This window comes from Streptomyces sp. NPDC048424, assembly GCF_040651555.1.
Taxonomy (GTDB): Bacteria; Actinomycetota; Actinomycetes; order Streptomycetales; family Streptomycetaceae; genus Streptomyces.
On the sequence record NZ_JBEZKE010000005.1, the window covers coordinates 161,844 to 184,948 of the forward strand.

Genomic DNA, 23,105 nt, shown 5'->3' on the forward strand with positions numbered 1-23,105 from the left:
CCGCGGTGCCGGCCCCCCGCCCCGAGCCGGCCGGCACCGCCCGTCGCCCGACGCACCCCCTTACCGACAACGGTCCCTTCGTGGAGGAAGCATGGCCGTGCAACACGGTCTGCGCGTGCTGGCCGCCGCAGCCGTCACCGCAGGCGTCCTCACGGGGCGGTGGTGGTACAGCCGCGCCCGAGGCAACCACGGGCACGGTGCCAGCGCCGCCCGCGCCCCTTGGCGCCGGATGGCATCCGACCCGGCCGGGGCCGGCTCGGGTCACGAGCGTGTGGTCGGTCTGCACGCAGCCTTCCTCGACCTGGCCGACAATCAAACGCTGAAGACAGCCGACGCGCACCTCGACCGGTACTGGGCGAGCATCGTCCCGCTCTACCCGCGCTCCGACCCAGGCCGCACCCAGAGCTGACAACTGCGGCCGTGTGCGCCGGAGCTCTTGGACGTACGGCCCTTCCCGGCCCGACCCCGACCCGAGTCGGCTCGCCAGGAGCACGGCCACCATCGTCGGTCACATCAACAAGGCTCGGCCGTGAGCCCCCGATCGGCCATCGATGTCGAAGTCCTGGCACTCCGTGGAACGAACCCGAGGGAAGTTCCACGCACATGGCGCGCTCCTCGACCTCGACCGGCCCCGCGCTGTCCGCGTCCGGCCTGCCGGGCCCGGCCCAGCAGACCGATCACACGAGAAGAGCCATCGAGGTTCGGATTTTCTCATCCATCCGGGGGAGAGCGGTCGAGCCGGGCCGTAACGGGTGTCGCTGTGACGCCGTGCAGGAGTACCGAGAGCAACACGGTGAACGTCACCACGGCCCACAGCTCGCGCGCGGGCGCGGCGAAATCGGCCTCACCCAGAGCGTACGCAAGATAGAAGAACGAGCCGATGCCCCGGATGCCGAACACCGCAATGATGACTCGTTCCTTCCCTGTGGCATTGCCCCGCATCTGGACGGCCCAGCCGACGGCCGGGCGGATCAGCAGGAAGAGCACCAGCCCCAGAACGGCTCCGCGCCAGGTCAGTGCAGCAAGGCCACCGTCGGCGATGAAGCCGCCGACGAGGAAGAGGATGACAGCCGTGAGAAGCCTCTCGACCTGATCGGTAAAGGCATGCATGACGCGGTGGTACCGGTGGGCGCGTTCGGCGTTCCGGATCGTGCAGGCCGCGACGAACACGGCGAGGAAACCGTAGCCGTGGAGGAGCTCCGTCAGCCCGTAGGCCGTGAACGTCGCGGCGAGCGCGACGAAACCCTCACGGTGCTCGGACAGCCGCAGCGCCTTCCAGGAAGCCTGGAAGAACATCCGGCCGAGGAGCCGCCCGACGCCGAACCCCACGGCCAGTCCCACCGCGCTGCGCACCAGGATGTCGCTCCACACCCAGTGCCACAGCCCGTCCGTCGACCAGCCCGTCGCCGAGGCCGTGGTCAGCGCGATGGCCGCCAGGACGAACGGGAAGGCCAGACCGTCGTTCAACCCTGCCTCGCTGGTCAGCGCGAAGCGAACTTCGTCCTCGTCGTCCTCATCGTCTGTCGGCTCGCCCACGCGTACTTCTGCGGCCAGCACCGGGTCCGTAGGAGCGAGGGCAGCCGCGACCATGAGAGCGACGGCCGGCGGCCAGCCCACCAGCCACCCCGCCACTGCCGCGGTGAGCAGGATCGTCAGGGGCATGGCCAAGCCCAGCAGCCGCCACGTCGTCGACCAGGCACGCCGGCCCGGAGGTCTGTTGATGGCCAGTCCCGCGCCCATCAACGCGACCACGACGCAGACCTCCGTGAGGTGCTCCACCAGGCTGCGGTGCCGGACGGGATCCAGTGACGGGAGCGCGTCGAGCGGCAGCAGGAACACCAGGAAACCCGCCACCAGGAACACCATGGGCAACGACAGGGGCCGCTTCGCCAGGGCGGTCGGAAGTACCGCCGCACACAAAGCCCCCAGACCCGCGCAGGCGTACACCACGTCGATCCCCGTCAAACCGATCCCCATTCCCGTACGAAACCCTCCTGGGACCGCCTACCCGATCTTGCAACGGGCATCCTCGGTACACCTCTGCTGCTCGATGCGTGGTGTCCGCCGGCGCAGCACGGAGGACGCTTGCCGACTTTCGCCGTCGTACCCATCGACACTGGCAGGTCAGACCCGCCGGGGCACGTCGCCTCGCATGACGTGCTGCGTACGTCGTTGACTGGGGCAGCCTCGTACGGGCGGGCGGTTTCCATGAAGCGCGGTGGTATGGCCTCGGGCGGTGGGCTGAAGTCTTCGGAGCGGAGCGGAGCGGAGCGGAGCGGGCGGGAGCGGGCGGGAGCGGGCGGACTATCGGCCGGGCGCAACCGTGCCGCGCATAGACGACGTGGAGCCGTCGGATACGGCCCTCTGCGTCATCTTGCCGGGAACTTCGTCCGCGGTGTCAGCCGGCCTTCAGGAGATCGTCGACAGCGTCCACGGAAAGCTCGACTCGCACCAGGGCGGCTGCCAGCCTCGGCAGGGATTCGGTGTCCACCAGATGTGCAAGGCTCTGAGACGTGGTCGGGAGCCCGAGTTCGGAGGCGGCCTTGCGAGCACGGTCGTCGAACGACGGGCGCAGCTCGGGCCAAAGGGCTTGGGCCTCGCGGCAGAAGATGTCGGCGCCCACCGGCCCGATCCGCGGAAACTCCCTCAGCAGTTCGCGGATCCGGGCGGGATCCCCCTCGGCCTGGTCGCGGAGCCGGCGCAGGTCGCCGCGGTACCGGTCGAGGGCGAGTTCCGCCCCGGCGCCCAGCGCGGTGGACGTGCTCTCGTCGTAGCGGCGGTAGTGGGCCCGGCCGAGTGCGTCCACCCGGTCCTGCCAGGAGGCGTCCGCCATCGCCCGGGGCGTGCGCATCCCGGTGCCGAACAGCTCGCGGGCGGCGGCCACCGCGATGTCGGCCTTGATGCGTACGGAGAAGAGCACGCAGAGCGTGAGCAGTTGGTAGAGGGGCGCGGGTGTATTCCGCAGCCTGATGCCGGCTTCCTCGGAGTGGGTCTGCCCGTAGGCGTCCATCAGCCTTCGTACGGTCTTGTGTTGTCGCTGTGTCATGGTGTCGGGCTCGCTTCGTCACGGGTGAGTGCAGTGCGGTGAGGAGGTTGCGGGCCCGTCGGAGGGAGCGGGGCCGGGGAGGGGCTCGCCACGGGTCGTCTTTCAGCAGATCGTCGACGGTGGCGAGGGTCCAGCGGCGGGAGGTGAGGTCCGGGTCGTCGAGGTCGCTCCAGGTCAGTGGGGTCGCGACGGGGGCTCCACGGCGGGCGCCGACGGCGTAGGGGGCGACGGCGCTCTGGGCGTAGGCCTTGCGCCCGATGTCGAGGTAGAGCCGGCCTCGCCGCGCGCAGCGCCGGGACGCCGGGATGGCGCACTCCCATGTGGCGGTAGCTGGGGCGAGAGCCACCACGGTGACCCGCCGCCCGGCCGCCCACGCGTCGACCGCGGCCAGGCCGTCCACAGGGGCCGGGTACGGAGCGCAGTCGAGGTCCAGGAGCAATGAGCCGATACCGGCTCGGATCTCTGCCAGCTCCTGTACGAGACGTTCCAGGCATGCCGCACCTCCGGCGCGGAACACGACCCGCCACGCGGCTCATGTCCACATCCGGCGAGCAAAGCGCTACCAGGGCAGCACGCACGTGCCCGTTGTCCGCCCGCGAACGACTACGGAGACTCGAGCGACGGAACCACAAGCGACGGAACTGCAATGGTCCATCCCCTCCACCATCCCACACCCTTACCCGGGCGCGCCCCGTCCAGGCCGGCCCCGCGTGCCGTCGGCCTCGCTTTGGCGTGCCGCGGTGCCCGGCTGCTCGGGAATGGCCGCGGAGGGCGGGCATCGCGCGAACCGGTGCTGGATTCGCCGAGCCCCTGCTGTGGCAGAGCCCTGCCCTACCCCAGAGCGGCGCTCTCGTTGTCCAGCAGGTCATGCAGCAGCGCCCGGTGGAGGGAGGCGATCGGCTCGAGGAGGTCGGGGTGGCGCAGCAACGGCGCGGCATCGTGTTCGTGGTCGCCGGGGCGGGTGAGACGGGTGAGCTCACCAGCCTGGCCACGGTCGACGAGGTGGTGGTGGGCGTCGGCGGCGAGGGCGGGGGCGGCGAGGAGGCAGGCGGCCCAGCTGACGACGGTTTCGTCCACCCATGTCCGCCATCCCGCGTCGGCGTCGTGGCGGTGATCGGCGCCGGTCAGCCAGTCCAGCCGGGCGCTCCCGCCCGGGCCGAGGAGGTGCAGCAGCTCGGCGTCCATCAGGGTCGGGTACCGCAGGGCTGAGGCGAGGGTGACGGCCTGCCGGGCCTGGGCCTCGGCCAAGGCTTGGCTGAACGCGCCCGGGGCGGGCGGGAAGGCGGTCAGCAGCCAGCGGGTGCCAGCGGCTATGACGGGTGCGAGATCGGCGGACACGGCGGCTTCCTCGGGGGCGTGCTCGCCTGGGCCCGTGTCGGGCCCGCGAGCTGCGGCGCGAAGCTGCGCCGCTCCGCTCGTGGCCGACCAGGGTAGCCCGGAGCGGCAGGCGTGCGGCATGACGCACGTCACCGACCGCCCAGGGACGGCGGGCCCGGGCGCGCACATGCCGGCCCGTCGCCCCTGGGCGGGGGGTTCAGGACTTGCCGCGGCCGGTCACGAAGTCGCGTGCCCGGTCTACCAGGCCGGCGCCCGGTGCGAGGAGTTTGCTGGCCGTGGGGCTGCTCGGGGCGGCAGGGTGCGGGCGGGTGGGCGCCATGGTCTTGGCACGGCGGATCTTGTCGCCGAGATCTTCCAGCTGCTGAGCGGTACAGGCTTGCTTCAGCATCGGGAAGAGGTTGGTCTCCTCGTCCTGTACGTGGGCGGCGACCTCTTCCATGAGCTGCTGGAGGAGCGGGCTCATCTGCGCGTCGTCGGTGCTCATCTTCTCCAGGCGCTTGAGCATCTTCTCGACGCGGCCGTGGTCCTCGATCTCCTTGTCCGCCATCGGCCCGCCGCCCTCGACGTGCTCGCGTACCGCCGGGTAGAGGTACTGCTCCTCGGCGACCGAGTGCCGCACCAGCTCGATGGTGATCTCGTCGATGAGGTCGCGGAGCTCCTGCCCGCCGCCGGTCATGGCCTGGATCCGCGCGAACATCTCCTCCACCTCCCGGTGGTCGGCCATCAGCTCGTCGATCACATTTCCGCCGTGTCCCATGTCGCCTCCGTGTGTGTTCGGATTCGGGCCGGGCCTGTCCGGCCCGAACCCATCGGTTCCCCGCCGGACCTGGAGGCGCCCGGTCACACGGGTCAGCTCACCCGCTCGGAGGAGGCAGCTGCCGTGCGCCTTCTCCGCCGCGCGGCGGAGAAGGCGGGCGGTTCACTGCTTTCCGCTTCTGGCCGTCAGCAGCCGGTCGAGCGGCCAGGTCGTGATCAGCCGGTCCGCGCCCAGGCCGATCCGTGCCGCACGTGCGTAGCCCGTGCTCTGCCAGTGGAGCTGTTCGGGGGCGTGGGCGTCGGTGTCCACGGCGAAGAGGCAGCCCGCGGCGGCGGCCTGCGCGAGCAGGTCGTCCGGGGGGTCGCGGCGTTCGGGCCGGCAGTTGATCTCCACAGCGGTGCCGGCTTCCGCGCAGGCGGCGAACACGGCATCGGCGTCGAAGCGGGATTCCGGGCGCCCCCGGCCGGTGATGATTCGTCCCGTGCAGTGTCCCAGGACATCGGCATGCGGGTTGCGTACGGCGGCCAGGAGGCGGGCGGTCATCGGTTCGGGTTCCGAGCGGAGCTTGGAGTGCACGGATGCCACGACGATGTCGAGCCGGCCGAGCAGGTCTTCGTCCTGGTCGAGCGAGCCGTCGTCGAGGATGTCGCACTCGATGCCGGTGAGCAGCCGGAAGTCCGGGCCCATTCGTGAATTCACCGCGGCCACGGCCTCCAGTTGGCTCCTCAGCCGGTCCGGGCTCAGTCCGTGGGCGATCGTCAGCCGCGGTGAGTGGTCGGTCAGGACGGCCCACCGGTGGCCCAGGGCCCGGGCGGCGTCGGCCATGTCTTCGAGCGGGCTGCCGCCGTCCGACCAGTCGGAGTGCAGGTGGCAGTCGCCGGTGCTGGCGGCCGCGAGGTCCCAGCCGGCTTGGGCGGCCGGGTCGGCTTCGGCCTCCAGACGGCCGAGGTAGCTCGGCACGGCCCCGGTCGATGCCTGGGCGATCACCTCGGCGGTGACCGGGCCCACCCCGCGCAGCTGTTCGGCCTGTGCGGCGTCCACCGGGCCCGGAGGCAGGTCGCGGACGGCGTCGGCCGCCGTGTGGAAGGCCCGCACCCGGTAGGGGGACGCCCCGCGCCATTCGAGGAGGAAGGCGATCCGGCGCAGGGCTTCGTCCGGTGTCATGGCAGGGGGGTTCCGCCGGTGGCATTGACGATCTCGCCGGTGATGTAGGAGGCCTGGTCGGAGGCGAGGAAGACGTAGGCGGGTGCCATTTCCGCCGGCTGGGCGGGCCGGCCGAGCGGCGACTGCTCGCCGAACTTCGTCGGGTCGGGCATCGTCGCCGGAATCAGCGGGGTCCAGACCGGTCCGGGCGCCACGGCGTTGGCCCGGATACCGCGCTCGGCGAGCATCTGGGCCAAGCTGTGGGTGAAGGAGATGATCGCGGACTTGGTCATGGCGTAGTCGAGGAGGTGCGGGCTGGGCTGGTAGCCCTGTACGGAGGCGGTGTTGATCACCGAGGCGCCGCGCGGCATGTGGGCCAGCGCGGCCTTGGTGAGCCAGAACATTCCGTACAGGTTGGTCTTCATCACCCGGTCGAACTGCTCGGTGGTGATCGCCTCGATCCCGTCCGGCTGGGCCATCTGGTAGGCGGCGTTGTTGACGAGCAGGTCGATGCCGCCCAGCTCGCCCACTGTCTTGTCGACGAGGGCGGTGCATTCGCCTTCGTGTCGGATGTCGCAGGCGACGGCCACCGCTGTGCGCCCGGCTTCGCGGATCAGGCGGGCGGTTTCCTCGGCCTCGTCGGCTTCCTCGGGCAGGTGGGTGAAGACGACGTCGGCGCCTTCCCGTGCGAAGGCCACGCAGACGGCCCGGCCGATCCCGGAGTCCCCTCCGGTGACCAGCGCCTTGCGGCCGCGCAGCAGACCGTGGCCTTCGTAGGTGTCCTCGCCGTGGTCGGGGCGGGGATCCATCGCCTCGGTCGAGCCGGGATGGTCCTGGTCCTGCTCGGGGAACGGGGGGCGGGGGTGGAGTGACACGGGATCGGTGAGGCGGGGCTGGTTCTGGGAGGGCATCGCGGTCTCCTTCCGGCCGGTCAGGTGAGCGGGGGGTCAGGTAGAGGGCGGATAGGTGGCGCCCTTGAGGCGGCGTGCGAGGTGCGCGGTGTTCGCAGCGAGGGTCTTGGTCGTCGCGGCGGTCTTCTCGGGCGTCTCGTCGAGGTCCTGGTAGTCGGTGCCCTGCATGGCTTCGCCGACCCAGTAGGTGACGGCGTTCGGGGCGAGGGAGAAGCCGACGTCGTTGAGACCCTGGAAGAGTTCGGCACTGACGTGGTGGGCGCCGTCCTCGTTGCCGACCACACACACCGCGGCGGCCTTGCCGTAGGTGAGCATCCGGCCCTCGTCGTCGCTCTCGCCGAGCTCGGCATCGAGCCGCTCCAGAACACGCTGCGCGATGCTGGAGGGGTGTCCGAGCCAGATCGGCGTGGACAAGATCAGGATGTCGCAGCCCAGGATCGTGTCGCGGATCTCCGGCCAGGCGTCACCATCCCCCATGTCGACCTCGACGCCCGGCTTGACGTCGTGATCGGCAATGCGGATCACCTTGCCCGTGACACCGTGATCGGACAGGGCGGCCATGGTCTGCTCGGCCAGCAACTGCGAGCTGGACGGCTTTGGCGACGGCGAAAGCGTGCAGACCAGGGCGACAGCGCGCAGCGGCGTGGTTTCAATCGTGGTGTTCATGTGATCCGGCTACCCCGATGGCCAGGACGTATCCCGCCCTGCACGGTGACAACCGCCGATCGAGGGTGGACCTGCCCCAGGGGCGGCCACTGGTCGGCGGATCCGGGCTCCGCCATCCGGCGGTGGCCTTCTGCTTCGAGGCTGTCGGGCAGGATCTTGTCAGCCATGCCCTGTGCCCGGGTCTTCAACGATCCGGCGAAGACCTTGTCCTTGCCGGGAAAGAGAGCGTCGAGCCCTTGCTGCGCCACCTGGGCGGAATCGTCCTTATCGCCCTGGCCGACCTTGGTGTCCCCCATGTCGGCGCGCCGGAAGAAGCCGGTGTCCGTGGGACCGGACATGAGGGCGGTCACCGTCAGGGGGTGTCCTCGAGCTCGTTCTGCAGCGCCTGGGAGAAGGACTGCAGGACGACTCCGAGGCGTTGTACACGGCGTGGAACGAGCCCGGCATGGTGGAAGGGACGACGCGATCAGCATGCGTCCCTCACCCGCCGCGGCCATCGACCGCAGCAGCCGTTTGGCCAAGTGCACCGTGGAACGCACGTTCAGTCGACGATCTCGAACTCGTCCTCCAGGTCCGTATCGAGAAACACTCCTCTTCCCCGACGCCGGCGTGCAGCGCGGCCACGGCCACCGGACGTCCGGCGGAGGCCACCGCCCCGAGGGAACGCTCTGCCTCCTCGTAGTTGAGCAGGTCCGCCCGCACGGGCTGCACACGCGCTCCGGTCTGCCGCCCGATCTCCTCCGCCGCGGCACGGAGGCGCTCCTCATCGGCCGGGTTCCCGATCAGGTCGAAACCCCGCTCGGCGAGCTGCCGGGCGAGCTCGAACCCGATACCACTGGACGCGCCGGTCACTACCGCAGGTTCTCGGTTCTGGGTCATGTTCCGCATCTACCCGTGCTGGGCAACCATGCCCAGGCGTACGTGTCGACCCGAGCCGTACGCGGCGTGGCCGAGGCATCAGGCCTCGGCCGAGGCAGCAGACTGCCTGCACCGCCGTCTCGTCTTCTTCCCCGGATGAAGGACCCCGCCTTGCTGCTGACTCACACCTTCGACGAAGGCGTTCTCGTGGTGCGTCTCGCCCCTGCCCTGGCCGTACGCCACCGCGCAGCCGTGACGCCGGCCGTCGAGGAACTTCTGCGGGCTCACCGCCCGGCTCACCTTGTCGTGGCTGCCCAGGGAGGGTGGACACCGGCTGTTTTCAGTACGGTCCTGCGGGCCCACCGAGCAGCCCGGGAGCATCGCGTCGGCTTCGCCCTCGTGACGACTTCACCGACTGCCGCTGACCAGCTCGCCTCGAATACCTCCGGTCCTGTCCGCGTCCACCCCTCGCCGGCTCAGGCATGGTCCGAGGCGCACGTCCGGCCGGTCGCGCCCGGGCACGGGCGACGCCCGTGAGTGGCGGTGACGCTCCCGGGGGCCGCCCCCTGGACCGCGTGGTGGGAAGGGATGGTGTCGGACGCACGGCGCTCATCGTGATCGACATGCTCAACACCTACGAGCACGAGGACGCCGAGGTACTCGTGAAGTCCGTTCGCGAAGCCCTTCCGGGCGTCGGGGTACTGATCGAACGGGCGCGGGAAGCCAGTGCGCCGGTCGTGTACGTGAACGACAACTTCGGCCGCTGGCGTTCCCACCACGGCGAGATCCTCGAAGCCGCCCTGGCCGGCCGTTATGCCGACCTGGTGGAGCCGATCGCCCCGGACGAGGAATCCCTGTTCGTCGTCAAAGCGCGCCACTCGGTCTTCTTCGAAACGCCCCTGGCCTACCTGCTGGGCCAGCTGGATGTCCACAGGGTAGTGCTGTGCGGGCAGGTGACCGAGCAGTGCGTGCTGTATTCGGCCCTGGACGCCCACATCCGGCACCTCGACGTCGTCGTGGCCCTCGACGCGGTCGCCCACATCGATGCCGGTCTCGCCGACGCGGCCCTGCGCATGATGGAACGCAACATGTCGGCCGAGCTTCACCCGAGCGGCGAGATCACCTTCGAGGACGCACCATCAAACTGACGGCGGCGCGTTCCGCGCTGGCCGCGCCGAGCCGTCGGCTCGTTCGACGAGGGTGAGGGCGGCCGCGGCGGTTTTGAACTGTGGCTGTTTGGAGACGGGGTCCCAGGCGGTGGCGATCAGCTCGTTCGCGGCACGCCCCGCAGCACCCGGGGCTGGGGCGTTGCCGGCAGGGGTGTCCCAGTACCCGTAGTGGAAGGGGACGAACAGGACGCCGGGGCGGATGGCGCCGATGCGTAGGCGCCCGCGCAGTGCACCGCACCGCGTGGTGAGCTCCACGAGGTCGCCTTCTGCCAGTGCGAGGCGGGTCGCGTCGGCGGCCGCGATCTGAACCCACACGTCCGGGGCCGCGGCCGCGAGTTGGGGCACCCGGCCGGTCTTGGTGCGGGTGTGGAAGTGGTAGAGGGTGCGTCCGGTGGTCAGCTGGAAGGGGTGGCTCTCGTCCGGCCACTCCTTCGGCGGGACGTAGGGGGCGGGCCTGATGAGCGCCTTCCCGTCCGGGTTCGTCGACCGGTACCAGTCCTCGCCCAGCGGCTCGCCGGTCACCAGGTCCTTCCCGTACGTCTCGCACCGGTCCGGGTGCGCCCAGTCCACGCCGCCCCCATAGAGTCGGTCCGTGCCGTCGGGGGCGTGCTCGGTGCACGGCCACTGGATGCCGCTGGGGCCGCGGAGTTTCTCGTAGCTCAGGCCGGTGTAGTCGCAGGGCCGTCCGGCACTGCACCGCTTCCACGCCTCGAACGCCTCCTCCGGGTCGCTCCAGTGGACCAGGCGGCCGCCGTCCTTGTCCTCGAACCCCATGCGGGCCGCGTAGTCGAGGAAGATGTCCAGGTCCGGGCGGGCGTCGCCGGGTGGGTCCACGGCCCTTTCGGACAGGTGGACGGTGCGGTCGGCGTTGGTGAAGGTGCCCGTCTTCTCACCCCACGTCGCTGCGGGCAGCACCACGTCGGCGAACTGCGCCGTCTCGGTCAGGAACAGGTCCTGGACGACCGTGAACAGGCGCTCCTGGGCGAGGACGGAGCGGATCCGCGCCAGCTCGGGCAGGGACACGGCCGGGTTGGTGGCGCTGATCCACAGCATCCGTACCGAGCCCTCCTCCGCCAGCCGGAAGATCTCCATGGCGTGGGTGGGCGGTCCGTCATGGGGGATTTCTGACGGCTCCACGTTCCACACACGTGCGAGGTCGGCCACGTGTGCCTCGTTCTGCCAGTTCCGGAAGCCCGGCAGATCCCCGTCGGCGCCGCATTCGCGGGTGTTCTCGGCGGTGGGCTGGCCGTTCATCTGGAGCACGCCCGCCCCGGGACGGCCGAGCATGCCGCGGATCAGGTGGAGGTTGTTGACCTGGACGGCCGCGGCAGTCGCCTGGTTGGCCTGGTAGAACCCCTGCAGCACGGTCGACAGCAGGCGGTCGGCGGTGCCGAGCAGCTCGGCTGCCTCCTCGATCGCCGCCGCCGGCACATCGCACATGCCCGAGGCCCATCGCGCCGTGCACGGTTCGACCTGCTCGCGCAGGTTCTCGAAGCCGACCGTGTGCCCATCGATGAATCCGGGGTCGGTCCAGCCGTGCCGGATGACCTCGTGCAGCAGGGCGTTGAGCAGCGCCACGTTGGTGCCGAGTCGGGGCGCGAGGTGCACGGCTGACTGGCGCGCCACGGGGGTGAGTCGCGGGTCCACGCACAGCAGACGGGGCGGGTCGGGACCGCCCAGCCGGTCCAGGATCCGCATCCACTGCACGACTTGTGTCTCGGCGATGTTGTGCCCGAACAGGGCGATCGCATCCGCGTGGTCGATGTCCTCGTACGACCCGGGCTGGCCGTCGCTGCCGAAGGACTCCTTCAGCGCTTCCGCCGCCGTCGCCGTGCACAGGCGGGTGTTGCCGTCCAGATGCGGAGTGCCGATCCCGGCACGGGCGAGGACCGCGAGGGTGTAGTACTCCTCCAGGAAGAGCTGCCCGGACGTGTAGAACGCGACCGAGTCCGGCCCATGGGAACCGAGGAGCTCCCGCGTCCTGGCGACGATGCGCCCCATCGCCGTCGGCCAGTCGCTCTCCACGAGGCGTCCGCCCTCGCGGACCAGCGGCCGGGTCAAGCGGTCCGGGGAGCCGTTGGCCTGCCACGCGTAGAGGTCCTTCGGCTCAAGCCGGCCCCGGTTGACGCGGTCGCCGGCCCGGCCTCGAACCCCCACGATCCTGCCATCCCGGACGGCGATGTCCATGGCGTCACCATCGGAATGCAGGAGCGATGCCGACCGCACCCACACGTCGACCTCACCCTCGGCCACCCCCGTCGCCAGGCAGGAGTCGGTACGTACGGGCCACTGCCCGCCCCGGCCGTAGGGGGTGCGGGCCCCCCACGGATCGCCGATCCGATCGGCGGACGCGTCCACCGGATTCCGCCTCATGGCCGCTCCCCTGCACCGGGCGGCGCCTGCAGAGGGCGGCGGCGCCGCCGAACCCTCGATGAGCGGCGCCTACCCGGTGCGCGCCGCCTGACACGGCTCGCGCCGCAGGCGTGACACACGGCGGAGCGGGGCAGGTGCCGAAGGCGGGCAGGCTTGCCCGCACGAGTTGCCGGCCGGAAGGAGAACGGATCATGGCCGCGCCAACTTTGCCGCGCCACGTCACCACGACCGTCGTGCGGCCCCTCGGCACTCCCGTACCGCTGGGCTTTCTGGCTCTGGCGGGAGCTGCGTTCGTCACCGCGGGCCTCCAGCTCGGATGGGCGCTGCCACCTGAACAGCACGCCGCCGCCGTAATCATGATCGCGTTCGCCTTCCCGCTGCAGATCCTGGCGTCCATACTGGGCTTTCGTGCCAGGGACACCGCCTTCGGCACGGCCATGGCCGTCCTGGCCGGGAGCTGGCTCGTCCAGGGTGGCCTTCTGAGCGTCGGCCCCGTACCCGGTGCACGGCACGTCCTCGGCATGTTTCTGCTGGTCACCGCCGCGAGCCTACTCGTACCGATCGCCGCTGCAGGCACCGGCAAGCTCGCGGCCACGGCCGTCATCGGCTGCGCCGCGCTGCGGCTGTGCGCGGCCGGGATCCACGAGCTGACCGGGGCACGGGGATGGGAGAACACCGCCGGCGTCATCGGGCTCATCGTGACGGTGGCCGCCCTGTACGCGGCGGCGGCTTTCGCGTTGGAGGACGCCCGGCACCGGCCTGTCCTCCCCGTGGGACGCCGCGGCCCCCGCTACGACGCTGTCGGCGAAGGCATCGAGCCAGGAGAACGCCGAGAACTGTGAGCGGCACTGAACCCCATTGGGCGTACTGGTACGGCGCCAGCCGTTCGGCGGCGCGTGTGCGGAAGGCGATCGGCATGACCCCCGCCGGGGTTGCGGTGCTCGGCTCGCACGACGTGTCCGACGGGCTGACCGACAGGCGATGCGGAAAGGCGGCCACGGGCCGCCGGCCCGGCGGGGGCTTCGCCCCTGCCTCCAGGTGAGTGACCATTTCCCTCCCGGCGGCGTGTGCGGAGTCGGGGCGATGAGCACTGTGCGAGGGTGCTCGAGCTTCGGCCAGCACTCGCGGTCTCCAAGGGGTAGAGGCGTACGGGCGGCAGGCGATGGTGCGTATAACGGGCGGCACCCTGTTCCTGTCGCTGTTCACCGGAGGCTGGAAGGTCGTGGCCGCCGGCTGCACACCGCGGCCCGACCAGCCCTACGACTGCCTGATCAAGGGGGTATGAGGCATGCGGATCCTGTTCGTCGCCACCCTGGTGGTCATCCTGGGCGGGCTCGGCTACTTCATTACCATCGGGGTGCTCCAGCGATGACCGACAGCCGGCGAAACGCGCAGAGGGTTCTGGCGGGAGAACAGCCTGACCCTCGCCTTCGGCATCGCCTTCCTGGTGGTCCTCGTCTGCCAGGCCATCGCCGGGCACGCCGAGTTCAACGAACAGATGGCGGTCGACGGCCTCCAGCCGCTCAGCTTCGGCGAATACCTGACGTCATCCGACTTCGCCGTGGACGTCACCGAGAACTGGGAATCAGAGTTCCTGCAGTTCTTCCTCTACATCTTCGGCACCGTCTACCTCGTCCAGCGAGGCTCCCCGGAGTCCAAGAAGGTCCACAAAGCCGGTAACGAAAGCGAGCAGGAGCAGCGCATGGGCGACCACGCGCGCCCCGACTCGCCGCGCTGGGCGGGCACCAAGGACTGGCGCCAAACCCTCTACGCCCGCTCGGTGACGAACTCCATCGGGCGCTGCCCGGTCACCTCGACTCCGTTCATCGACATGATCACGGGCACGGGTGTGGTGATGAAGGCCTCCAGGCCGTCTTTGCGACACCGGTTGATCAACGCTGAGGCGATGAAACTGTCAAGCTCGTTGAACCCGTCGAAGGTGACCACGGCCACCTGCATCGCAACTCCCTGAGTATGACGTCCGGGCATCAAGCCTCTCGTATGCGCCAAGCCCGGGTCACGGGCCAATCGGCGGCTGGTGGCATACCTGCCACAGCTCTCACAGTCCAAGACCGCCAGCTGAACGCCCCGAGCTCAATCGTGCGCGTCCTCGTAAGTCCCGGACCACCCCAGCGGAACCCCCGGTTCATCCGTAGCCGCGGCGATCAAGTTTCTGCCTTCGGCACCAGGGTCCGCGCAGCGAGTTGTCCGGTATCCCTGACACGCCTGATGCATCGTCAGGTAGGTCAGCATCTGGTCAGCATCGTTCCCCGAATATTTTGAAGTGGCTGTCCGTTCGACGCCTGGGCGGCGGCGCCACAACTGCCTGGCCCGCACGGATGCCCAGGCAGGGAGCCTTCTCGGCAGCGGGAATCGATGTTCCTTTTAATCTTCGATCTAACGCGTGTCAGTGTAGGGTGAGACCGCCCCTGACCTGCAGAAAGCCGGCAGGGAGCCGTCTTCTAGGAGTTCAAAATGCTGCGCACCATGATCAAGTCCAAGATTCACCGGGCCACCGTCACCCAGGCCGACCTGCACTACGTCGGCTCCGTGACCATCGACGCCGATCTGCTGGACGCGGCCGATCTGCTGCCCGGGGAGCTGGTCCACATCGTGGACATCACCAACGGGGCCCGGCTGGAGACCTACGTCATCGAGGGCGAGCGCGGGTCCGGGGTCATCGGGATCAACGGGGCCGCGGCCCATCTGGTGCACCCCGGGGACCTGGTCATCCTCATCAGCTACGCACAGGTCGAGGACGCGCAGGCGCGGGCGCTGAAGCCCCGTGTCGTGCACGTGGACGGCGACAACCGGATCGTCGAGCTGGGCGCGGATCCCTCCGCCCCGGTGCCGGGTACGGATCAGGAGCGCAGCCCCCACGCGGTGGCTGTCTGACGGGAGTCGGGGACCATGCCGCAGAGCCAGAGCACACCGATCGAGTTCCAGGACGAGCGCAAGGCCGGACGGCTGCTCGCCGTGGAGGGCGAGGCGGTGGTCGGATACATCGCCTACTTCGTGCTCGCCGAGGCACCCCACGCCCTGGTGGCGGTGCACACCGTCGTCGAGCCGGCCCACGAGGGCCGGGGCATCGCCGGGGGGCTCGTGCGGACCTTCTACGGGATCGCCGCAGCCGAGGGCGTGCCCGTGGTGCCGCTCTGCCCCTACGCGGCCAGCTGGGCCGCCAAGCACCCCGACGAGGCGCCCGAGCCGGCCGCCGAGGTCGTGGCGGCGGCCAAGGCCCAGCTCGACGCGGACCGCGACCTCTGGTGACCCGGCCGGGCCTGGTCCTGCTGCACACCTCGCCCGTGCACGTCCCGGTCTTCGACGCGCTGCGCGACCGGCACCACCCGGGAGCCGTACTGCGGCACCTGGTGGCGCCGGAGCTGCTGGAACGGGCCCGCGCCGAAGGCCCCCGGGCGGTGGCTCCCGCCCTCCTGGCCCAGCTGACCGCGGCGGGGCCCGCGCCCGTGCTCGTCACCTGTTCGACCATCGGCACGACCGCGGAGTCGCTGGCTCCGCGGCTCGGCGCCCCCGTGCTGCGGGTGGACCGGCCGATGGCGGCCGCGGCGGTGCGCACGGGCCCGCGGATCGCCGTACTGGCCGCCCTGGAGTCCACGCTCGCCCCGACCGCCGAGCTGCTGGCCGAGGAGGCGGGCGAGCGGCGCGTGTCCGTCCGTACGCACCTGGTCGCCGGGGCCTGGGAACGCTTCGAGGCGGGGGACACGGCCGGGTACCTGACCCGCGTGGCCGCGGCCGCCGATGTCGTCACCGGCGCCGACGTCATCGTGCTCGCCCAGGCCTCCATGGCCGGGGCCGCCGCCCTGACCACGAGCCCGGTCCCGGTGCTGTCCAGCCCGGCCCCGGGCCTGGCCGCCGGACTGGCACTGCGTCGGGCGCCGCTGTAGGGGGCGTACCCGCCGCCATCGCGGGAAACTGAACACCATGGGACGAAACGTAGAGCAGACGCAGCCGCCGGTCCCGGGACCCGGCCCCTTCCCCGATCCGGAGCCCATGCCGCGGCCCGTGCCGCCCGTGCCCGGACCGGTGCCCGAGCCCGACCCGATCCCCCCGCCTCCGGGACCCGCGCCGATCCCCCAGCCCGGGCCCCTCAGCTAGGCCCTGTCCGTCTCGGGCGTCAGTCCGTGCGGACCTCCGTGCGGTCGCCGCTCCAGAGGGTGTGGAACGAGCCCTCGCGGTCGGTCCGCCGGTAGGTGTGCGCCCCGAAGAAGTCCCGCTGCCCCTGGGTGAGGGCCGCCGGCAGCCGTTCGGCGCGCAGGGCGTCGTAGTACGCGAGCGAGGCCGCGAACGCCGGGACCGGGATGCCCTGGCCGACGGCGGCCACGATCACCGCGCGCCAGTCGTCCTGCGCCGCGCCGATCTCGTCCGCGAAGCCCGGGTCCGCCAGCAGGCTCGGGAGCTCCGGCCGGGCGTCGTACGCCGCCCGGATCCGGTCGAGGAACGCGGCCCGGATGATGCAGCCGCCGCGCCACAGCGAGGCCATAGCGCCCAGGTCCACGCCCCAGCCGTACTCCTCGCTGCCCGCGCGGATCTGGTGGAAGCCCTGGGTGTACGAGACGATCTTCGACGCGTACAGCGCCTGCTCCACCTGCGCGGCGAAGGCCTCCGCCGCCTCCGGCGCGAGCGCGGCGGCGGTCGGGCCCGCGAGCCCGCGGGCGGCCGTCCGCAGGTCCGCGTGGCCGGAGACGGCGCGGGCGAAGACCGCCTCGGCGATCCCCGACACAGGCACCCCCAGGTCCAGGGCGATCTGCACGGTCCAGCGGCCGGTGCCCTTCTGCTCGGCGGCGTCGGCCACCACGTCGACGAACGGGCGGCCGGTCGCGGCGTCCGTGTGCGCGAGCACCTCCGCCGTGATCTCGATCAGGTACGAGTCCAGGCGTCCCCGGTTCCAGCCCCGGAAGGTCTCCGCGATCCGCGCGGGGGAGTAGCCCGCGACCTCGCGCAGCAGGTGGTAGGCCTCGGCGATGAGCTGCATGTCGGCGTACTCGATGCCGTTGTGCACCATCTTGACGAAGTGTCCGGCGCCGTCGGGGCCGACGTGCGACACGCACGGCGTACCGTCCTTGGCCTTCGCCGAGATCTTCTCCAGCATCGGACCGAGCGAGGCGTACGACTCGGCGGAGCCGCCCGGCATGATGCTCGGGCCGAGCAGCGCGCCCTCCTCGCCGCCCGAGATGCCCGCGCCCACGAAGTGGATGCCCTGCTCGCGCAGCTCCCTCTCGCGGCGCCGGGTGTCCTCGAAGTGGGCGTTGCCGCCGTCGATGATGACGTCGCCCTCCTCCAGGAGCGGGGCGAACTCGTGGATCACGGCGTCGGTCGGCTCCCCGGCCTTCACCATGATGACGATGCGGCGGGGGCGCTCCAGCGCGTCGACGAACTCCTTCGCCGACCCGGCGGCGACGAAGGTGCCCTCGTGCCCGAATTCCTCCACCAGGGCCGTGGTCTTGGCGGCGGTCCGGTTGTGTACGGCCACCGTGTATCCGTTGCGGGCGAAGTTCCTGGCGAGGTTGCTGCCCATGACGGCGAGCCCGGTGACGCCGATCTGGGCTGTGCTGGTGCTCATCGTTGCGCTCCTGCGTGCTTCGGTGTGCTTCCGTGTGCGGGACTGCCGACGCTACCGCCACCCGGCCGCCCGTGGATCTCCTGACGGACAACACACCGTCAAGTACGGCTGGCGAGCGCCCCGTTGCGCCCCTTGTCATGCCCTGTTCGCAACGTTAGGTTGTGCGGTTCCTGATGTCTTCGATGGGGGCTCCCATGGGTGTACGGGGCCGGCACCGCCGGTATCAGCCGAGCAGCATCAACCGGGCCTCGCTGGCCGTCACCGCCGGCGGCGCGGGGATGGCGCTCCCGCTCATCGGCGCCGGGGTCGCCCACGGCGCGACCGTGGACACCTGGGACAAGGTCGCCGCCTGCGAGTCCACCAACAACTGGCGCATCAACACCGGGAACGGCTACTACGGCGGCCTCCAGTTCAGCCAGAGCACCTGGCGGGCCTTCGGCGGCGCCGCCTACGCGCCGCGCGCCGACCTGGCCACCAAGGACCAGCAGATCGCGGTCGCGGAGAAGGTCCTGAAGGGCCAGGGACCGGGGGCATGGCCGCAGTGCGGCAAGAAGGCCGGCCTCACCCGCAGCGGCCCGGCGCCGGCCGTCGCCCCGCAGGCACCGTCGCAGCCCAGGGCGCAGTCCGCGGCGCAGCCCAAGGCCGTGGCGCCGTCCCAGGCGGTGAAGACGGCGGCCCCGGCCCAGGGCGCCACGCCCAGTCCGACGGGGACCTCCGTCCTGCCGAACCCGTACGTCGTCGCGCCCGGCGACTCGCTCTCCGCGATCGCCACCGAGCAGCACGTCGACGGCGGCTGGCAGGCGCTGTACGAGACCAACCGGGCCACCGTGGGCGCCAACCCGAACCTGATCTTCCCCGGCCAGCGGCTGACCCTGCGGATCACCGCCGGACCGGCCAAGCCGCCCGCGGAACCGTCGACGCCGCCGCCCGCCAGGCAGGACCCCGAGAAGCCGCCGCGGACCGCCGAGCCGGTGAAGCCCGTGGAACCGGCGGCCGAAAAGCCCGCCGAGAAGCCCGCGCCGCCGAAACCAGCCGAAAAACCAGCCGAAAAGCCGGCGGAGAAGCCCGCGCCGCAGCCCGCCTCAGCGCAGCAGAAGCCGGATGCGGGCGGTTTCTCCGCCCCCGTCGACGCCGGCCTCGGCACGGCGTACCGCGTCTCGGGCTCCCACTGGTCCAGCGGCTACCACACGGGCGTCGACTTCCCCGTGGCGACCGGCACCACCGTCAAGTCGGTCGGGCCCGGCCAGGTCGTCTCCGCCGGCTGGGCGGGTGCCTACGGCTACCAGGTCGTCATCAAGCACACCGACGGCCGGTACTCCCAGTACGCCCACCTCTCGGCCCTCGGCGTCAAGGCCGGCCAGCAGGTCTCCGGAGGCCAGCGGATCGGCCGCTCCGGCTCGACCGGCAACACCACCGGCCCGCACCTGCACTTCGAGATGCGCACGGGCCCCGGCTACGGCTCCGACATCGACCCGCTGAAGTACCTCCGGGGCCACGGGGTCCGCATCTGACCCCCGCACCTGCGGGGGCACGGCCGTGAGCAGGACCAGACCGGCCGCCGCCACGAGGGCGCTGGCCACCGCCGCGGCGGTGCCGGCGGCCCCGTAGCGGAAGCCCTCGTCGAACAGCGTGATGCCGACCGTCGCCGCGACCACCGGGTTGATCACCGTCACGGTGGCCAGCGGCGCGGTCAGCCCCGCGCCCCGGTAGGCCGCCTGCGAGAGCAGCAGCCCGGCGGCCGCCAGCACCGCGATCGCCACGAGGTCGGGCCACAGGCCGCCCAGCGCCCCGGGGGCGAAGTTCTCGGCCACCGACTTGGTGAACACGGAAGCCATGCCGAAGGCCGTACCGGCCGCCGCGGCCAGCAGCACGCTGTGCAGCACCGCCCGGTGCATCCGGTGCGCCGCCACGAACAGCACGGCCACCGCCGCCCCGGTCACGGTGATCAGCACGTTCCGCTCGCCGCCCGCCAGTGCCTGCTCCGCCCGCCCCTCCCCGCCGGTCAGCGCCAGCAGCCCGGCGAGGCCCACCGTGGCCAGCACCGCCCCGCGCCAGGCCGCCGCGCCCGCCCGGCGCCGTACGAACACGGCCGCCAGCGGCAGGGCGAAGACGATGGTGAGCGCGCCGAGCGGCTGCACCAGGCTCAGCGGTCCGTACGCGAGCGCGACCACGTGCAGCAGTGCACCGAGGCCGTTCAGCCCCACTGCCACCCACCACATGCCCCGCCGCAGCGGGGCGTACGGGCGGTCCGGCGTGCTCGCCGCGACCCGTTCCTGGACGATCGCACCGCCCGCGTACGCCAAGGCGGACACGAGACAGAGCAGGACCGCCAGCGCCAGTGCACTCATAAGGTCCACAATGCCCGACCCATCTGCGCTATTCCTCCGCCCACAGGTGGTCACCGGTCATACTCCCGGCGTAGTACGGGAGTACGCCAGCGTGGCCCTCGCAGCGGCGGGAACACGACCCCTACCGTGCCCGCGAGTCACCACGGCGGGCCCCTACGGTGACCGCCCGCTCGCGGTCCGTGAGGGTTGCGGGAGCGGGTTTGTCTCCGGGCGCGTGGGATCCGTACAGTTCCCCTTTTGAGGACTTCCGCAGCAGGCGGATGCGGACGAGTGATCAAGGAACGCAGCGGCCATGACGGTGACCGAAGAAAGCCGGCAGCAGGGGCAGGACTACGGGCCCGGCATCGACCCCGAGCGGCTGGCGCTCTGCCTCAGCGTGCTCGAAGAGCTGGACGAGATCGACGTCGACCACCCCGACGCCATCGCCGTCCGCCGCGCCACCGCCGGTGTCTACCGCACGGTCAAGCAGCGCCGCCGCCAGGAGCGCCGCGCCGCCAAGACGGCCAACGACAAGGCCGTCACCGAGGCCACCGCCACCGGATCCGCCGAGCGCATCGACGACGAGACCGAGGGCATCCTGCCCTCCTCGGTCACGGAGGCCGGCCGGATCGCCGGGATACTCCAGCGCCCGCGCTCCTGCTACGTCTGCAAGACGCGCTACGTCGAGGTCGACTACTTCTACCACCAGCTCTGCCCGGAGTGCGCCGCCGAGAACCGGGCCAGGCGGGAGGCCCGCGCCGACCTCGCCGGCAAGCGCGCGCTGCTCACCGGCGGCCGGGCCAAGATCGGCATGTACATCGCGCTGCGGCTGCTGCGCGACGGCGCCCACACCACGATCACCACCCGCTTCCCCAAGGACGCCATCCGCCGCTTCAAGGCGATGGAGGACTCGGCGGAGTGGATGCACCGCCTGGAGGTCGTCGGCCTCGACCTGCGCGACCCCGCCCAGGCCGTGGCCCTCGCCGACCAGGTGGCCGCGGCCGGTCCGCTCGACATCCTGATCAACAACGCGACGCAGACCGTGCGCCGCCTGCCCAGCGCCTACGCGGCACTGGTCGAGGGGGAGGCCGCCCCGCTGCCCGCCGGTGAGCTCCCCGCCCACCAGGTCATCGGCGCCTTCAACTCCGGCGCGGTCGACGGCCTGGCGGCCCTGCCCGTCGGGGTGAGCGGGCTCGAAGCGCAGAAGGTCGCCGACCTCGCCCTGGTCGCGGGCAACGCCAGCCTGGAGCGGCACCTCGCCGGCACCGCCATCGACGCGGGCGGCCTGCTGCCCGACGTCGTCGAGAGCAACACCTGGGTGCAGACCATCGACCAGATCTCCCCGGTCGAGCTGCTCGAGACCCAGCTGTGCAACTACACGTCGCCGTTCATCCTGATCAGCGCACTGCGGCCGGCCATGGCGGAGGCCGCCCGGAAGGCGTCCAGCGGGCGTGCGTACGTCGTCAACGTCTCGGCGATGGAGGGCGTCTTCAGCCGCGGCTACAAGGGCGCGGGGCACCCGAACACCAATGCCGCCAAGGCCGCGATGAACATGGTGACGCGGACCAGCGGCCAGGAGATGTTCCAGACCGACCGCATCCTGATGACCTCGGTCGACACCGGCTGGATCACCGACGAGCGCCCGCACTTCGACAAGCTGCGCCTCGCCGAGGAGGGCTTCCACGCCCCGCTCGACCTGGTCGACGGCGCGGCCCGGGTCTACGACCCGATCGTCCGCGGCGAGCTCGGCGAGGACCTGTTCGGCGTCTTCCTGAAGGACTACGCCCCCGCCAACTGGTGACCGCGGAGCCTCCCGCTCCTAAGGGAGGCCCCTGACGGACCTTCTCGACCCCCTCGGTGCACCGAGGGGGTCGAGTGCGTTCCGGGCGGGTCCGACCCGGCAGGCTCCGGCGGCGACCAGGTCCAGCAGCGGCCGCCAGTCCTCCAGCACGCCCGCGTCCAGGTCCGCCGCGGCGGCCGAGTCCCGGGCATGGCGCAGGGTGGCCACCGCCTCGGCATCCGGCCCGGGGCCGGGCCCGGGGCCGGGGCCGGGGCCGGGGCCGGGGCCGGAGCCGGATTCCAAAGCCGTGTCGTGGGGCGAGCCCGCCGCGCCGTCCCCGCCGAGGGCGCCCGAGAGCCGGACCAGCCGGGCCACCCGCCCGCCCAGCAGGGGGCGGATCGCCTCCGCCGCCACCCCGACGGTAACCGCTCCGTCACTCAGACGGAGCAGCCGCCCGATGTCGTGGAGCAGGCCCGCGAGCTGCAGTTCCTTGTCGAAGGGGTGCGAGCGGCGCAGCAGGGCCGCGGCCCGCAGACCCCGGTCGTCGGGGCTGCCGCGCAGGAGCTCCATCAGCTCCAGCACGCTTGTGACGTACGGCACTTGAGCTTCGGGCACCCCGGATTCCGCCACCGCCGACCCCCTCCGTCACACCCTGCTCGTCCGGGGTCGAGCAGATCACCCGCCACGTACCCGCAGTCCGACGACTTGCTGAACTAGGAGCGAAAGTAAGAGGGCGCAGCGGATTTTGCCTTCCGATCGAGCGGAGGTCCGCTCATATGTGTACTCTGGGGCATCAAGACGGCCCCCATCCGGGCCGCGCTCCACTAAGGCGCCACCGCGTCCGGAAACCCTTTATCCCTTGCCCGGCTCGCGGTCCGCTTGCCGGGTTGCGCGACACAAAGGAGTGCGCGGTGACTGAGAAGACCAAGCCCGAACCGACGGTCATGGAGCGGACGGTGACGCGGGCGAAGCCCCGTACCGACGAACTCGGCAGCCTCGAGGTCTGGGCCCGATCCGCCCCGATCCGGCTGGCCGGCTACGAGGACGACCTGGCGGAAGCACACATCCTGCCCGGTATCGACTAGCTCGTAGAGCGGTGCCAAGCGCCCCCTCGTGCCCACGCGCACCGGGGGCGCTGCCCTTTGCGGAAGGTTCC

The 23,105-nt window shown here is 71.3% G+C and carries 22 protein-coding genes and 4 pseudogenes; 11 read left to right on the forward strand and 15 right to left on the reverse strand.

The window, feature by feature from the left end; translation table 11 throughout:
* Positions 1-91 precede the first annotated feature (91 nt).
* Complete coding sequence (locus tag AB0D29_RS09455; RefSeq protein ID WP_362852951.1) at positions 92-409, forward strand: hypothetical protein; 318 nt, start codon at positions 92-94, stop codon at positions 407-409.
* Between the two features lie 302 nt (positions 410-711).
* Here AB0D29_RS09455 and AB0D29_RS09460 read toward each other — a convergent pair whose 3' ends face one another.
* The 10 genes and pseudogenes from AB0D29_RS09460 to AB0D29_RS09505 form a co-directional block, all read right to left on the reverse strand.
* Positions 712-1,977, reverse strand: coding sequence for a cation:proton antiporter (locus AB0D29_RS09460; RefSeq protein ID WP_362852952.1), 1,266 nt, complete (start codon positions 1,975-1,977; stop codon positions 712-714).
* Between the two features lie 421 nt (positions 1,978-2,398).
* Positions 2,399-3,046, reverse strand: a complete 648-nt coding sequence (locus AB0D29_RS09465) for an endonuclease (protein ID WP_362852953.1) — start codon at positions 3,044-3,046, stop codon at positions 2,399-2,401.
* Positions 3,047-3,146: 100 nt separating this feature from the next.
* Positions 3,147-3,563, reverse strand: a pseudogene (locus AB0D29_RS09470) (hypothetical protein); the annotation flags it as partial.
* Positions 3,564-3,877: 314 nt separating this feature from the next.
* Positions 3,878-4,384: a hypothetical protein gene (locus tag AB0D29_RS09475; RefSeq protein ID WP_362852954.1), complete on the reverse strand. Its 507-nt coding sequence runs from the start codon at positions 4,382-4,384 to the stop codon at positions 3,878-3,880.
* Positions 4,385-4,580: 196 nt separating this feature from the next.
* Positions 4,581-5,141: a hemerythrin domain-containing protein gene (locus AB0D29_RS09480; RefSeq protein ID WP_362852955.1), complete on the reverse strand. Its 561-nt coding sequence runs from the start codon at positions 5,139-5,141 to the stop codon at positions 4,581-4,583.
* Between the two features lie 162 nt (positions 5,142-5,303).
* Complete coding sequence (locus AB0D29_RS09485) at positions 5,304-6,305, reverse strand: PHP domain-containing protein (protein ID WP_362852956.1); 1,002 nt, start codon at positions 6,303-6,305, stop codon at positions 5,304-5,306.
* Positions 6,302-7,195, reverse strand: a complete 894-nt coding sequence (locus AB0D29_RS09490) for an SDR family oxidoreductase (protein ID WP_362852957.1) — start codon at positions 7,193-7,195, stop codon at positions 6,302-6,304. Before AB0D29_RS09490 ends, AB0D29_RS09485 begins: the two co-directional genes overlap by 4 nt.
* A 36-nt stretch (positions 7,196-7,231) precedes the next feature.
* Positions 7,232-7,861, reverse strand: a complete 630-nt coding sequence (locus AB0D29_RS09495) for an NAD(P)H-dependent oxidoreductase (protein WP_362852958.1) — start codon at positions 7,859-7,861, stop codon at positions 7,232-7,234.
* Positions 7,858-8,211, reverse strand: a complete 354-nt coding sequence (locus tag AB0D29_RS09500) for a hypothetical protein (protein WP_362852959.1) — start codon at positions 8,209-8,211, stop codon at positions 7,858-7,860. Before AB0D29_RS09500 ends, AB0D29_RS09495 begins: the two co-directional genes overlap by 4 nt.
* A 130-nt stretch (positions 8,212-8,341) precedes the next feature.
* Positions 8,342-8,740 (reverse strand): SDR family NAD(P)-dependent oxidoreductase, encoded by a 399-nt coding sequence (locus tag AB0D29_RS09505; protein ID WP_362852960.1) that lies wholly within the window; start codon positions 8,738-8,740, stop codon positions 8,342-8,344.
* A 593-nt stretch (positions 8,741-9,333) separates the two neighbouring features.
* Here AB0D29_RS09505 and AB0D29_RS09510 point away from each other — a divergent pair.
* A complete protein-coding gene (locus AB0D29_RS09510; RefSeq protein ID WP_362852961.1) occupies positions 9,334-9,867 on the forward strand; it encodes an isochorismatase family cysteine hydrolase in 534 nt (177 codons plus the stop codon).
* On the opposite strand, the gene AB0D29_RS09515 is transcribed toward AB0D29_RS09510, so the two are convergent.
* On the reverse strand, positions 9,859-12,246 hold the full coding sequence (locus AB0D29_RS09515) for a molybdopterin-dependent oxidoreductase (RefSeq protein WP_362853122.1): 2,388 nt from the start codon (positions 12,244-12,246) through the stop codon (positions 9,859-9,861). The genes AB0D29_RS09510 and AB0D29_RS09515 overlap by 9 nt on opposite strands.
* A 206-nt stretch (positions 12,247-12,452) precedes the next feature.
* Between AB0D29_RS09515 and AB0D29_RS09520 the strand changes: the two genes are divergently transcribed.
* The 3 genes and pseudogenes from AB0D29_RS09520 to AB0D29_RS09530 form a co-directional block, all read left to right on the forward strand.
* Positions 12,453-13,103, forward strand: coding sequence for a hypothetical protein (locus AB0D29_RS09520; protein WP_362852962.1), 651 nt, complete (start codon positions 12,453-12,455; stop codon positions 13,101-13,103).
* A 320-nt stretch (positions 13,104-13,423) separates the two neighbouring features.
* On the forward strand, positions 13,424-13,546 hold the full coding sequence (locus tag AB0D29_RS09525; protein WP_362852963.1) for a hypothetical protein: 123 nt from the start codon (positions 13,424-13,426) through the stop codon (positions 13,544-13,546).
* 162 nt (positions 13,547-13,708) lie between these two features.
* A pseudogene (locus tag AB0D29_RS09530) lies at positions 13,709-13,990 on the forward strand (DUF6766 family protein); the annotation flags it as partial.
* Positions 13,991-14,037: 47 nt separating this feature from the next.
* Here the strand turns inward: AB0D29_RS09530 and AB0D29_RS09535 are convergent.
* Positions 14,038-14,220 (reverse strand): annotated as a pseudogene (locus tag AB0D29_RS09535) (AraC family transcriptional regulator); the annotation flags it as partial.
* Between the two features lie 516 nt (positions 14,221-14,736).
* Between AB0D29_RS09535 and panD the strand changes: the two are divergent.
* The 3 genes from panD to AB0D29_RS09550 are packed head-to-tail and all read left to right on the forward strand — an operon-like array spanning position 14,737 to position 16,166.
* Positions 14,737-15,156 (forward strand): aspartate 1-decarboxylase, encoded by a 420-nt coding sequence (panD, locus tag AB0D29_RS09540; RefSeq protein ID WP_362852964.1) that lies wholly within the window; start codon positions 14,737-14,739, stop codon positions 15,154-15,156.
* Positions 15,157-15,171: 15 nt separating this feature from the next.
* Positions 15,172-15,531, forward strand: a complete 360-nt coding sequence (locus tag AB0D29_RS09545) for a GNAT family N-acetyltransferase (RefSeq protein ID WP_362852965.1) — start codon at positions 15,172-15,174, stop codon at positions 15,529-15,531.
* Positions 15,528-16,166: an aspartate/glutamate racemase family protein gene (locus AB0D29_RS09550; RefSeq protein WP_362852966.1), complete on the forward strand. Its 639-nt coding sequence runs from the start codon at positions 15,528-15,530 to the stop codon at positions 16,164-16,166. The genes AB0D29_RS09545 and AB0D29_RS09550 overlap by 4 nt, the downstream gene beginning before the upstream one ends.
* 230 nt (positions 16,167-16,396) lie before the next feature.
* Here AB0D29_RS09550 and gndA read toward each other — a convergent pair whose 3' ends face one another.
* Positions 16,397-17,842, reverse strand: coding sequence for an NADP-dependent phosphogluconate dehydrogenase (gene gndA / locus AB0D29_RS09555; RefSeq protein ID WP_362852967.1), 1,446 nt, complete (start codon positions 17,840-17,842; stop codon positions 16,397-16,399).
* A gap of 194 nt (positions 17,843-18,036) precedes the next feature.
* On the opposite strand from gndA, the gene AB0D29_RS09560 reads away from it, so the two are divergent.
* A complete protein-coding gene (locus AB0D29_RS09560) occupies positions 18,037-19,353 on the forward strand; it encodes a transglycosylase family protein (protein WP_362852968.1) in 1,317 nt (438 codons plus the stop codon).
* Between the two features lie 24 nt (positions 19,354-19,377).
* On the opposite strand, the pseudogene AB0D29_RS09565 reads toward AB0D29_RS09560, so the two are convergent.
* Positions 19,378-20,190 (reverse strand): annotated as a pseudogene (locus tag AB0D29_RS09565) (DMT family transporter); the annotation flags it as partial.
* Between the two features lie 292 nt (positions 20,191-20,482).
* On the opposite strand from AB0D29_RS09565, the gene AB0D29_RS09570 reads away from it, so the two are divergent.
* Complete coding sequence (locus AB0D29_RS09570) at positions 20,483-21,970, forward strand: SDR family NAD(P)-dependent oxidoreductase (RefSeq protein ID WP_362852969.1); 1,488 nt, start codon at positions 20,483-20,485, stop codon at positions 21,968-21,970.
* An 18-nt stretch (positions 21,971-21,988) separates the two neighbouring features.
* Here AB0D29_RS09570 and AB0D29_RS09575 read toward each other — a convergent pair whose 3' ends face one another.
* A complete protein-coding gene (locus tag AB0D29_RS09575) occupies positions 21,989-22,564 on the reverse strand; it encodes a metal-dependent phosphohydrolase (RefSeq protein ID WP_362852970.1) in 576 nt (191 codons plus the stop codon).
* A 296-nt stretch (positions 22,565-22,860) separates the two neighbouring features.
* Here AB0D29_RS09575 and AB0D29_RS09580 point away from each other — a divergent pair, with 296 nt between their 5' ends.
* On the forward strand, positions 22,861-23,034 hold the full coding sequence (locus AB0D29_RS09580; RefSeq protein WP_351300292.1) for a hypothetical protein: 174 nt from the start codon (positions 22,861-22,863) through the stop codon (positions 23,032-23,034).
* The last annotated feature ends 71 nt before the right edge of the window (positions 23,035-23,105 follow it).

Excerpts from the sequence above, each read along its gene's own strand:
- AB0D29_RS09455 (WP_362852951.1), top strand. The coding sequence starts at position 92 with ATGGCCGTGCAACACGGTCTGCGCGTGCTGGCCGCCGCAGCCGTCACC.
- AB0D29_RS09460 (WP_362852952.1), bottom strand. The coding sequence starts at position 1,977 with ATGGGGATCGGTTTGACGGGGATCGACGTGGTGTACGCCTGCGCGGGT.
- AB0D29_RS09465 (WP_362852953.1), bottom strand. The coding sequence starts at position 3,046 with ATGACACAGCGACAACACAAGACCGTACGAAGGCTGATGGACGCCTAC.
- AB0D29_RS09480 (WP_362852955.1), bottom strand. The coding sequence starts at position 5,141 with ATGGGACACGGCGGAAATGTGATCGACGAGCTGATGGCCGACCACCGG.
- AB0D29_RS09485 (WP_362852956.1), bottom strand. The coding sequence starts at position 6,305 with ATGACACCGGACGAAGCCCTGCGCCGGATCGCCTTCCTCCTCGAATGG.
- AB0D29_RS09490 (WP_362852957.1), bottom strand. The coding sequence starts at position 7,195 with ATGCCCTCCCAGAACCAGCCCCGCCTCACCGATCCCGTGTCACTCCAC.
- AB0D29_RS09495 (WP_362852958.1), bottom strand. The coding sequence starts at position 7,861 with ATGAACACCACGATTGAAACCACGCCGCTGCGCGCTGTCGCCCTGGTC.
- AB0D29_RS09505 (WP_362852960.1), bottom strand. The coding sequence starts at position 8,740 with ATGACCCAGAACCGAGAACCTGCGGTAGTGACCGGCGCGTCCAGTGGT.
- AB0D29_RS09520 (WP_362852962.1), top strand. The coding sequence starts at position 12,453 with ATGGCCGCGCCAACTTTGCCGCGCCACGTCACCACGACCGTCGTGCGG.
- AB0D29_RS09525 (WP_362852963.1), top strand. The coding sequence starts at position 13,424 with ATGGTGCGTATAACGGGCGGCACCCTGTTCCTGTCGCTGTTCACCGGA.
- panD (WP_362852964.1), top strand. The coding sequence starts at position 14,737 with ATGCTGCGCACCATGATCAAGTCCAAGATTCACCGGGCCACCGTCACC.
- AB0D29_RS09545 (WP_362852965.1), top strand. The coding sequence starts at position 15,172 with ATGCCGCAGAGCCAGAGCACACCGATCGAGTTCCAGGACGAGCGCAAG.
- gndA (WP_362852967.1), bottom strand. The coding sequence starts at position 17,842 with ATGAGCACCAGCACAGCCCAGATCGGCGTCACCGGGCTCGCCGTCATG.
- AB0D29_RS09560 (WP_362852968.1), top strand. The coding sequence starts at position 18,037 with ATGGGTGTACGGGGCCGGCACCGCCGGTATCAGCCGAGCAGCATCAAC.
- AB0D29_RS09570 (WP_362852969.1), top strand. The coding sequence starts at position 20,483 with ATGACGGTGACCGAAGAAAGCCGGCAGCAGGGGCAGGACTACGGGCCC.